At 69.7% G+C, this 10,233-nt stretch carries 9 protein-coding genes and 1 pseudogene; 3 read left to right on the top strand and 7 right to left on the bottom strand.

Annotation, left to right across the window (positions count from 1 at the left end; genetic code table 11):
* Nucleotides 1-68: 68 nt before the first annotated feature.
* From rnk to D7V88_RS33865, 3 genes are all read right to left on the bottom strand, one after another.
* Nucleotides 69-485, bottom strand: a complete 417-nt coding sequence (gene rnk, locus D7V88_RS33875) for a nucleoside diphosphate kinase regulator (protein WP_120544754.1) — start codon at nucleotides 483-485, stop codon at nucleotides 69-71.
* A gap of 357 nt (nucleotides 486-842) precedes the next feature.
* Nucleotides 843-1,424 (bottom strand): imm11 family protein, encoded by a 582-nt coding sequence (locus tag D7V88_RS33870; protein WP_120544753.1) that lies wholly within the window; start codon nucleotides 1,422-1,424, stop codon nucleotides 843-845.
* 17 nt (nucleotides 1,425-1,441) lie between these two features.
* Nucleotides 1,442-2,782 (bottom strand): AHH domain-containing protein, encoded by a 1,341-nt coding sequence (locus tag D7V88_RS33865; RefSeq protein WP_443651628.1) that lies wholly within the window; start codon nucleotides 2,780-2,782, stop codon nucleotides 1,442-1,444.
* 134 nt (nucleotides 2,783-2,916) lie between these two features.
* On the opposite strand from D7V88_RS33865, the gene D7V88_RS33860 reads away from it, so the two are divergent.
* Nucleotides 2,917-4,038 (top strand): OpgC family protein, encoded by a 1,122-nt coding sequence (locus D7V88_RS33860; protein ID WP_120544751.1) that lies wholly within the window; start codon nucleotides 2,917-2,919, stop codon nucleotides 4,036-4,038.
* A 9-nt stretch (nucleotides 4,039-4,047) separates the two neighbouring features.
* Here the strand turns inward: D7V88_RS33860 and D7V88_RS33855 are convergent, their stop codons facing one another.
* The 4 genes from D7V88_RS33855 to D7V88_RS33840 all read right to left on the bottom strand — a co-directional run bounded on the left by D7V88_RS33855 (nucleotide 4,048) and on the right by D7V88_RS33840 (nucleotide 8,481).
* Entirely contained in the window at nucleotides 4,048-5,124 is a 1,077-nt protein-coding gene (locus tag D7V88_RS33855) for an NAD(P)H-dependent flavin oxidoreductase (RefSeq protein WP_120544750.1), read from the bottom strand.
* A gap of 114 nt (nucleotides 5,125-5,238) precedes the next feature.
* Complete coding sequence (locus tag D7V88_RS33850) at nucleotides 5,239-6,180, bottom strand: serine hydrolase (protein ID WP_120544749.1); 942 nt, start codon at nucleotides 6,178-6,180, stop codon at nucleotides 5,239-5,241.
* A gap of 73 nt (nucleotides 6,181-6,253) precedes the next feature.
* Nucleotides 6,254-7,456 (bottom strand): DUF819 family protein, encoded by a 1,203-nt coding sequence (locus tag D7V88_RS33845; RefSeq protein WP_244238533.1) that lies wholly within the window; start codon nucleotides 7,454-7,456, stop codon nucleotides 6,254-6,256.
* Entirely contained in the window at nucleotides 7,453-8,481 is a 1,029-nt protein-coding gene (locus tag D7V88_RS33840; RefSeq protein ID WP_120544748.1) for a dipeptide epimerase, read from the bottom strand. Before D7V88_RS33840 ends, D7V88_RS33845 begins: the two co-directional genes overlap by 4 nt.
* Nucleotides 8,482-8,579: 98 nt before the next feature.
* On the opposite strand from D7V88_RS33840, the gene D7V88_RS33835 reads away from it, so the two are divergent.
* Together D7V88_RS33835 and D7V88_RS33830 are read left to right on the top strand one after the other, a co-directional pair.
* Complete coding sequence (locus D7V88_RS33835; protein WP_120544747.1) at nucleotides 8,580-9,971, top strand: M20/M25/M40 family metallo-hydrolase; 1,392 nt, start codon at nucleotides 8,580-8,582, stop codon at nucleotides 9,969-9,971.
* A 65-nt stretch (nucleotides 9,972-10,036) separates the two neighbouring features.
* Nucleotides 10,037-10,233: pseudogene (locus D7V88_RS33830) on the top strand (aspartyl/asparaginyl beta-hydroxylase domain-containing protein); the annotation flags it as partial.

Below are 10,233 nucleotides of genomic sequence, written 5' to 3'. Positions count from 1 at the left end.
GCAGGCGGCTGACGCACGGAACACGGCGGCTGACGCGTCAGGAGCGCGCCGTGTTCCGGCGGGGTGCGTCACAGGTCGAAGTGACCGGCGGCTTCGGGCTGGTAGGGGACGGCGACGATGCGCAGGCGGCGGGTGCGGCCATTGGGGAGGGGCCATTCCACGGTCTGGCCCACGGACAGACCGATGAGCGCACTGCCCACGGGGGCGAGGATGGAGATGCGGCCCGCGTCGCTGTTGGCGTCCTTGGGATAGACGAGGGTGACCTCGCGCTTGCCGCCGCCCTCTTCGTCCTCGAAGACGACGGTGCTGTTCATGGTGACGACGTCCGCGGGGATGGCGGTGGAGGAGGTGACGACGGCGCGGGCGAGCTCGGACTCCAGTTGCTCCACGAGCTCCGCGTTGCGCGCGTTGCCGTACTGTTCGACGACGCGCTCCAGGCGCTGGAGGTCGGTGTCGGTGACGATGAGGGGATGGTTGTGGACCATGGTGGTGCCTCCTGGCGGTGAGAAGGAATGACGGCCCCACGCATTCCCGGAAAAAGGGAGCGCATGGAGGAGCCGTCGGGTGAAGGAGTGGAGAGGACGCCGACCGTCGCGAGCTACACGGGACGGGAGGCGTGGGAGACAAGCCAGGCGGTGGCTCGGCCATGCGCGGGCAGCGTCCGGCGCACGGAGATCCGGCGCGGAGCATGCTTCTGGCAGGCTGTGAGCGAAACCGTCATCTGGACAGGGACCCGTGGCTGCGAACGCGAAGTGGAACCCTGAATGTAGCCGTGCCGGCCCTGATTGCAACCAGCACCCCGTGAAGGGGGCGGCCGAGCGGACAGGCGCCGTGGCGGCGGATCAGCGTAGCGGCGACACGTCCTTGAACCACACGCCCGTGGCGCCCAGGTGCTCCAGGGCGAGCTTGATGTCCTCGGAGATGATGAGGGACACCTCCCAATGCAGGGGGCGGAACACCTTGGGACTTCCGATCCGGGAGGCGTCCAGGCGCATGCCCCAAACGATGGAGTAGGTGCCGACCTTCTCCGGGAGCCCGTTCTCGGGCTTCCAGTAACACACCTGCTCCGAAGCGTCGTCGTCGATGCAGTTCACTCGACGGACGGCATTCATGATGAGGAATTCATCGGTCTGGCCCTCGATGTCCACGGGGAAGAACTGCACATCCGCTGGGGCCAGTCGCTCGAAGACAGCGGCCACCCGAGCGTGGATGACGGGATTGCTGAAAGGCGCGTGGGAATAGTCCAGCGCGGTGCCGGGGATCTCAACGGGGATGCGCACGCGCCCGGGCCAGTAGGCCGGCTTGCCCATCCGGAACTGCCAGGGGTCCATGAGTTCTGTTCCCTGGGCATCCTGCGGGTGCCCCAGCTCCCAGCGCCCTTCCAGGTACACATCATCAGAGAGGTCGAAGTACCGCTGCGACATGGGCCGAACTCCTGGACTCACTCCGTGCGGGTCACCAGCTTGTTGAGGAAGCTTCCTTCCCTGACGATTTCATCCGCCAGGATTCGCAACATCCGCGTCAGCGACTCCCGGCATTGCAAGAGGGTTTGGCAGTTCGACGTCGCCTGTTCAAGGGCGCCATGAACCCGTTCATGGTACGCGCGAGGATGGGGACCCTTGTGGCCAGGGACATGGACCTGGTTCGCGGGATCACTCAGTGCCATGTCTGCTCGCTTGAAGATCTTCTGATAGCGCTGAGTCCACGGCCCGCCGTTCGCGGTGGAGGTGCTGAACTTGTCGGACGCGATGTGGTGCTTCTGTCCTGCCGCATCCACCACGGGCCCACGGACCGTCATCGCCACCGCGCCCGGCGCCAGCGCGATGGAGATGACACCCGACGTCGACACTGCGACGGACTCCACCTGCGCGACCGCCCCCAACCGGAAGCCGCCCTGCGCCGCGCCCACCACTGACGCCTGCGCCGAGCCGGGCAGCGTGGGAATCCTCGCGGCCATCGTCTCCGCCGTGCTGCCCAGCGCCGCCGTGGCCAGCATCACGAAGGCCCGTGCGGCGTTCACCCCCATCACCTCGCCGTACCGTTCCCCTGCCTCCCGAAGCTCTTCGAAGGTCGTGGCCTCCCGCGCCGCATCAGCGAGCACCAGCCATCCCCGGATGAGGCTCACCACGGTGTCGATGCCCGCGTACGCGATGAGCACCGCCGTCAGTGTCGCCGCGACGCCCTTGGACACCGCCGGCTCCGGAATCAGCCACAGCCCCAGGTACAGGGTCGCCGTCGTCGTGAGGGTGGCAATCACCGCCTCCCGACTGACCATGCCCCGCAGCGCTTCGTCCGTTTCGTCCCACACCGAATCCAGCGCGATGGAGAAGGCCAGCGTGCGTCGGCCGACCTCGTCCAACGTAGGTCCGTCCTGCAAGAGGTGGAGGCAGTCTCCGGACAGGGCCTTGCGCTGACACCACCGTCCGTAGGCCGCCGCGAGTCCTTCCGCTGGCTCCGCATGAAGCCGGAGCTGCCGCCTCTCCGGCTCCTTCACGGAGACAAGACCCAGGCGCCCTCGAACATGGGAGTACGCACGCGATGGAAGGGATGCCGCCAGCAGCCGATAGGCTGTCTCCCTCGGTGGCGCGGAAACAGGCACGTCGCGCGCCAGCGCTCTCACCGCCGCCGCGAACGCCTCTTCATCCAGTTCCCCGGGCCGGACCTCCATGTCGGGTGCATGGATGATGGGCGCCCCCTGCCCCGTCTCCAGCCTCACGCTCCGTGACGTCGAGCATCCCACCCCACCGAGCAGCGTCAGCAGGACAAGGGCAACCTGCGTCAGACGTACCGTGACAACGGATCCGTGAGGGTACAGAGGTTTACCCGGCACGCGGGGATGTGGCATGGGTGAAGGACTCCTCCACGAGGCACGGCCTTCCGAATCCTAGCGACCTCTCGACCGCTCACGACGACGCCATGCAACGACGCCCTGAATTCGACAGCCTGCGCGGAGTGCTCCTCGTCCTGATGACGCTGACGCACCTGCCCACCCGGTTGAACGTCCTCAGCAACCAGCCGTTCGGCTTCGTCTCCGCCGCCGAGGGCTTCGTCTTCCTCTCCGCGTTCCTCGTCGGCGTGGTGCACGCGAAGAAGCTGGGCACGTCCAGCCCCATCGCCATGGTGAAGAGCCTCTGGAGCCGCGCCCTCAAGGTGTACGGCTACCACGTCGCCCTGCTCTGCTTCGCGTTCACCATCATCGCCGCGCTCGGCGTCGCGGCTCGCAGGCCCGCCATCCACAACCTGCTCGGGTTCTTCCACCAGGATCCGTTCACCGCTCTGTGGAGCAGCCTCTTCCTCCTCTACTGTCCCCCGCTGCTCGACATCCTTCCGCTCTATGTCGTGCTCCTCCTGCTCACGCCCGCGGTGATGCTCGGCGCGCGCAAGGAAGGCTGGTCCCGCGTGCTGGGATTGAGCGCCCTCATCTGGGTCTGGGCCCAGGTGGGCCTCAAGCGCGCCCTGTACGATTTGCTCGTCGCCATCCCCGTGCTGCCGTGGCCGCCCTTGAGCATCGACCTGTCGGGTGCGTTCGACCTGTTCGCGTGGCAGTTCCTCTGGGTGCTCGGCGTGTGGCTGGGCGTCAGCCGCGCCACCGCGCCGGAACACCGCGAGCCCGTTTCCCGAAGGCTCCTCACCGGAGCGCTCGTCGTCAGCGTCGGGTTCCTGCTCGTGCGCCACCAGGTCGGCATCTTCAATGTCGAACTGGGCGCCGCTTCGGTCCTGTTCGACAAGTGGTCGCTCGCACCGCTGCGCCTCGTGAACTTCCTCGCCGTGGCCCTGCTTGCAAGCTGGCTCGCGCCCCGCGTGTTCCGCTGGCTGCGCCCCCGCGTGCTGGAAGCGCTGGGACAAGCCTCGTTGCCCGTGTTCGCCGTCCACGTCGTGCTGTGTCTGCTCAGCCTGTCGCTGCTCGACGAGAACGAAGACCCGCTGGACTACTGGGACGAGTTCGCCGTGCTCGTGGCGACCTTCTGCTCCATGTACTTCGTGGCGCTGCGCCAACGCCTCGCGGGACGGGGCGTGGGCCCGCCCTCCACGTCATAGCGTCCCAGCTCAGTCGCGAACGGCCGCCAGCGCGGCCTCGGTTTCCGCCATCAGGGCCCGCACCAGCTCCGCCGCTGGCCCCTCCCGCGACAGCCCAACGCCCTGCCCCGCCCACAGCGTCATGAAACGCGTGTCCCCGCGCTGCGCGGCCGCGGCCCTCAACGCTCGCGTGGCGCCGTGAAGCTGGGGATACGGCAGATACGCCCCGGCCTCCTCCAACGTGGTGGTGAGTTCATTCGGAATCGCCCGCGCCGGCCTCCCGGTGAGCGCACGGGTGATGCGCGACGATTCATCCTTGGCCTCGCGCAACACCTCGCGGTGCGCCTGCACCGTGCCGCTCTCCTGGGAGCGCAGGAACGCCGTGCCCAACTGCACACCCGCCGCTCCCAGCATCCGCGCAGCCGCGATGCCGCGCCCATCCATGATGCCGCCGCTGGCGATGACCGGCAGCCTCACCGCGTCCACCACCTGCGGCACCAGCGCCAGCGTCCCCACCAGTCCCGCCTCGAAGGACCCTCCGAAGGAGCCCCGGTGTCCACCGGCCTCGGAGCCCTGCGCGACAATCGCATCCACGCCCGCGGCCTCCAGCGCCAACGCCTCCCGCACGTTCGTCGCCGTGCCCACGATGAGGATGCCGCGCGCCCGCATCGCCTCCAGCACCGACGCATCCGGAATGCCGAACGTGAAGCTGAACACGGTGGGCGCCACGTCGAGCACCACCTCCACCTGCTTCAGGAAGTCCGGCAGCGGGGCCTCCGCCACCTCGGGCGCGGGCAGTCCCAGCTCCGCGTGGAAGCGCGCCAGCAACCCCAGCACGGGTCCGGGGTCGCCATCCGCCACCGGAGCGCGGGGCGCGAACAGGTTGATGCCATACGGGCGAGACGTCCGGGCACGCACCGCCTTCGCCTGCTGGCGGATGGCTTCAGGCGGCGCGTCCGCCGTCCCCAGGGACCCCAGCCCGCCCGCCTCGGCCACCGCGACCGCCAGGTCCGGGGGCGACAGCCCTCCCGCCATGGGCGCCTGGATGAAGGGGTACCGCGTACCGAGCCGCTCCGCGAACCTGTGCCAGGCCAAGGGGTCCATCATGCGGTCACCTCGCGCGCGGACAGGATGCGCGCGGGACAGCATTAACGGTCATGGCCTCCCAGTCGCCATCCTCCCCAGGGGACGTCGAGTAGCGCACGCCCGGGGCATCCATTATCAGCAGTCGTAGTCCGGCACGGGTGCCCCCGCGTCCAGCACGACCGGCGCCGGGCCCCCTGTCCTGGCCAACGCCTCACCACAATCCAGCGCGGTGTCCTTCGCCAGATGCCGGTACAACACACACGAGGCTCGCTCCACGACGAAGGCCTGCTTCGGCCAGTCCGGCCCGCGCGAGGCGAGAATCGCCACCGCGTACCGTCCACCGCCCGGCAGCGTCACCAACCCGATTTCATTGAGCACGTTGTAGCGCGCGTCATCCGAACAGCACCCCGGCGGCAGCCACCCACCCTTGTGCTGAAGCGACGCGCGAACACGCTCGGGCAGCCGCGTGCCCAGCCAGCCGCCGCACCCCTCCCGAGGCGTCAATTCCATCCACTTGAGCAGCCGCGCGGTGGGGCCCGGCTTCAACAACGCCTTCTTGTCCAAGCGCGCGAGGAAGGACACCGCGTCGTCCGCGCAGAAGTAGTTGTCGTTCTGCATCACCTTCGGGGAGTTCGTCGCCTGGCGCTGGCCGCCGTAGTTCCACTTCGTCAGCGCGGTGTTCTTCATCCCCAGGCCCTGGAGATAGACATTGATGGCGTCCGGCCCGCCGACGAGGTCGATGACCTCCCCGGACGCCTCGTTGTCGGAGGTGCGGAACACCTTCTCCGCGAGCGGCGCCACCTGCTTCAGGTCTCGCTGCTTCAGCGCCGCCGCCACCCAGAACACCTTCGCGGAGCTGGCGGAGATGTGCGGCGTCGTTCCGGAGAAGCTCGCGGATTCACCCGTGCGCAGGTCCATCACCGCGAGCGCCAGGTCCGTCCCGGGCGACAGCCGCGCGGACTCGCGCGCCAGTGAATCCACCACGGCCTGCAACGACTCCCGGGGCACGCCCGCATCCGGAGGCGCCGCCGAAGCGCTCATCGCCAGCAGCCACGTCCCTAGCAGCACCCTCCGCATCCGCGACTCCCTTCCAGTAGACCCGCCGGCACACATTCTCCAGAGGCAACGCGGCCACGGCACCGGGTCCTGCTCAGTGGATCAACCGGTACACCTGCTCCAGCAACAGCGCCGTCACCAATCCACAGTACGTCCCCAGCACATACCCCAGCACCGCGAGCAGCACGCCCACCGGCGCCAGCGCGGGATGGAAGGCCGCCGCCACCACGGACGCGGAGGCCGTGCCTCCCACGTTCGCCTGCGAACCCACCGCCGCGAAGAACACCGGCGCCTTGAGCCACCGCCGCGCGCCCATCGTCACCGCCGCGTGGATGGCCATCCACACCGCGCCCACCGCCACCAGCGCGGGCGCGTCCCACAACCTGCGGAACTCCGCCTGCGCGCCAATCGTCGCCACCAACAGGTACAGGAACAGCGACCCCATGCGGCTTGCCCCCGCGCCCTCCAGCCTTCGCACCGGCGTGAACGACAGCACCACGCCCACCGTCGTCACCAGCAACACCACCCACGTGAAGCCCGTCACCACGTTGCCCAGGTCCGGCAGCACCTTCGCCAGCGCCGTGCAGGCAACCGTCACCCCGAACGCCACCGCCAGCATCGACAGCAGATCCGACAAGGTCGCGGGCCGAGCGGACGCGGCTTGCAGCCGGGCCGACTCCTCCCGAACCCGGTCCAACGCCGCCCGGTCCGCGCCGATGCGCGCATCCATCGCCTTCTCGCGCCCGGCGAAGGACAGCAGCACCGCCGTCCACACGTTGGACACGCCCACGTCCACCACCACCAGCATGCTCAACGTGCTGTCCAGCGCGCCCACGCTCTGGCCAATGGCCACGAAGTTCGCGCTGCCACCAATCCAGGAGCCGCTCAGCGCCGCGAGCCCCTTCCACGCCTGGTCTCCCAGCTCCGCCGGCACCAACCACCCCAGCGCGAGGTACGCGATGGGCCCGCCCACCATGATGCCCAGCGTGCCCGCCAGGAACACGCCCACTGCGTTCTTCCCCAGCCGCGCGATGGCCGGCAGGTCCACCGACAGCACCAGCAACACCAGACTCGCTGGCAGCAGGTACACGCGCGTGAAGCGGTACAGCTCCGACTGCGTGGGGATGACGCCCGTGTTCGACAGCAGCGTGGGCACGAAGTACGCGAACACCAGCAGCGGCACGACGTTGAAGAACCGCTCCACCGTGGGGTGGCGCTGCAACACATACAACCCCGCCAGCACCGCGAGCAGCACCGCGAGCACCGCCATCGGGTCCTGGATGAGCGGCGGCGTCACAGGGCCGCCCGAGGCTCCACGCCCAGGCCCGGTCCATCCCCCAACTGGATGCGCCCACCCACCACCGGATGCGCCCGGTACGGGTCCTCCGCGAGCAGCAGGTTGCCGTCCAGGTCCACCCAGTCCACCAGCGGCGCCAGGTGCGCACCCGCCGCGATGCCCAGCCCCGTCTCCACCATGCAGCCCAGCATCACCTTCAGGCCACACGCGCGCGCCGTCTCGATGATGCGCAGCGCCTCACGGATGCCGCCGCTCTTCTGCAACTTCACGTTGATGCCGTGGAAGCCCGCCGCCAGCGACGGCACGTCCGACGCCTTCGTCAGCGACTCGTCCGCCACCAGCGGCAGCGGCGAGCGCGCCTTCAACCACTTCGCGCCCTCCACGTCCGCCGCGGGCAGCGGCTGCTCCACCAACTCCACGCCCTGCGTGGCCAGCCACTGGATGTGCTCCAGCGCCTCGTCCGGCTTCCACGCCTCGTTCGCATCCACGCGCAGCGTCTGCGTCGTCAACGCGCGCACCGTGCCGAACACCTCCCGCATGCGCTCCGCGCTCAGCTTCACCTTGAGCACCGGGAAGTCCGCCGCCTCGCGAACCTTCACCGCCAGCACCTCCGGCACGTCGATGCCAATGGACATGGACGTCACCGGCTGACGCTTCGGATCCACGCCCAGCATCCGGTACAGCGGCACGCCCATCATCTTGCCCGCCAGGTCATGCAGCGCCAGGTCCACCGCCGCCTTCGCCGCGGGGTTGTCCGGCAGCGCCGCGTCCAGCGCCTCCGACACGTCTCGGAAGCAGCGCAGGTCCCGTCCCTCCAGCACCGGGGCCAGCTTCCGGAGCGCCGCCTCCACCGACTCCCACGACTCGCCGTAGCGCACGTTGGGCGCGGCCTCGCCGTAGCCCACGTGTCCTTGCGAGCGCACCTCCACGAACACGTTGCGCTTCACCGTGCTCGTCCCCCGGGAGATGGTCCAGGCGTGGCGCAGCGGCAGTTCCACGGTGCGAAAGCTCAGGGGCGACGACATGGGCAGGGCTTCCTCCAGGGCCCTTCCCTTAACACGGCACTCCCGGCAAACGCCGCATCCGTTGCCTTCCAAGGGGGAAGGCGCGAGCCTCCCGCGCCATGCGTTTCCTGCTCCTGTCCTTCCTCCTCGCGTCCGGCGCGAGCCATGCCGCACCGCCCCGTCTCGCGCCGAAGGACGAGCTGCGGACCCTGCTCGCGGAGCTCATCGCCGCGGACACCTCCAACCCGCCCGGCAACGAGACGGCGGCGGCCCGGGTGGCGGCGCGCTGGTTGAGCGAGGCGGGCATCGACTCGGAGCTCATCGAGCCCTCGCCCGGACGCGGAAATCTCCTGGTGCGCCTGAAGGGTACCGGGAAGGGGAAGCCCATCCTCGTGCTTGCGCACCTGGACACCGTGCCCGCCGTGCGCTCCGAGTGGGCCACCGACCCGTGGAAGCTCACCGAGAAGGACGGCCTGCTCTACGGCCGAGGCGTGCAGGACAACAAGGGCATGGCGGCGGCGAGCATCCTCGCGCTGCGCCGGTTGAAGCAGGACGGCGGCACGCGCTCGCGCGACATCCTCCTGTACCTGGGCGCGGATGAAGAGGTGGGCTCGGGCCAGGGCCTGGACTGGATGATGGAGCACCGCCCGGAGTTCAAGGAGGCGGAGTTCGCGCTCAACGAGGGCGGCCTCACGGAGCTGTCCGCCGACCGCAAGCAGGTGCGCTTCGTCGCGCTCCAGGCCGCCGAGCGCGTCTCGCGCAACGTGACGCTCAAGGCCACCGGCCCCGGAGGCCATTCCTCCGCGCCCCCCGTGGACGCAGGGCCGCTGGTGCGCGTGGCCGCGGCGGTGGCCCGCGTGGGCGCCCTCACCTTCCCCGCCCACCTGACGCCCGCCGCGCGGCTCCACATCCAGGGCCGCGCGCCCCTTACGCCGGGGGAGCTGGGGGACGCGCTGCGCCGCATCGCCGCCGCGCCGGACGCGCCGCCCGAGGACGCGGTGTCCACCGTGGCCAGGCTGGAGCCCGCGCTGGGCGCCGTGCTGCGCACCACCTGCGTGCCCACCGTCTTCCACGCGGGCACGCGCTCCAACGTCATCCCCGCCACCGCCGAGGCCACCGTCAACTGCCGCCTGTTGCCGGACGCGGACGCGAAGGCCGTGCGCGAGCGCATCGTCGCCGCCGTGAATGACCAGGACATCCAGGTGGAGATGGACGTGTCCGCGCCGGACTCGCCCATGTCGCCCGTGGGGGACAACGCGATGTTCCGCGCGGTGAAGGCCGCCGCCGCGAAGGTGTGGCCCCATGCCCCTGTCATCCCGCGCCAGTCCACCGGCACCACGGAGTCCGCCACGCTGCGCAGGGCCGGCATCCACGCCTACGGCATCGACCTCTTCGCCCTCACCCCGGACGACGCGCGCACCGCGCACGCCCCCAACGAGCGCGTGCCCGTGGCCTCGCTCCAGCCCGGCGCGGAGTTCGTCTACCTCACCCTCAAACACCTGACGCGCTGACGCGTCCTCCGTGACCTGGACGGTGCGCGCGATTGCGCGCTATGGCTTCTGCCCAAGGAGAGGCCATGTCCGACGCATCGCCCCAGGAAATCACCGCGCAGGTGCGCCAGAAGATCGTCGAACTGGCCCTGCAGGGCGGCTACTTCGACACCGTCCAGCGCGCGGGCCCGGAGCTGGACCGCCTGAAGGAATACTTCCGGATGCTGGCCGGCCAGGTGCCCCTTCCGCCCGCGACACCCGGACAGTCCCCCACCATCTTCCC

Source organism: Corallococcus terminator, from assembly GCF_003611635.1.
Lineage (GTDB): Bacteria > Myxococcota > Myxococcia > Myxococcales > Myxococcaceae > Corallococcus > Corallococcus terminator.
The sequence above is the reverse complement of the archived record's forward strand: the minus strand, read 5'-3'. Positions and strand labels throughout refer to the sequence as shown.

Bases quoted from the DNA above. Each gene is read 5' to 3' on its own strand.
- rnk (WP_120544754.1), bottom strand. From the start codon at position 485: ATGGTCCACAACCATCCCCTCATCGTCACCGACACCGACCTCCAGCGC.
- D7V88_RS33870 (WP_120544753.1), bottom strand. From the start codon at position 1,424: ATGTCGCAGCGGTACTTCGACCTCTCTGATGATGTGTACCTGGAAGGG.
- D7V88_RS33860 (WP_120544751.1), top strand. From the start codon at position 2,917: ATGCAACGACGCCCTGAATTCGACAGCCTGCGCGGAGTGCTCCTCGTC.
- D7V88_RS33855 (WP_120544750.1), bottom strand. From the start codon at position 5,124: ATGATGGACCCCTTGGCCTGGCACAGGTTCGCGGAGCGGCTCGGTACG.
- D7V88_RS33850 (WP_120544749.1), bottom strand. From the start codon at position 6,180: ATGCGGAGGGTGCTGCTAGGGACGTGGCTGCTGGCGATGAGCGCTTCG.
- D7V88_RS33840 (WP_120544748.1), bottom strand. From the start codon at position 8,481: ATGTCGTCGCCCCTGAGCTTTCGCACCGTGGAACTGCCGCTGCGCCAC.
- D7V88_RS33835 (WP_120544747.1), top strand. From the start codon at position 8,580: ATGCGTTTCCTGCTCCTGTCCTTCCTCCTCGCGTCCGGCGCGAGCCAT.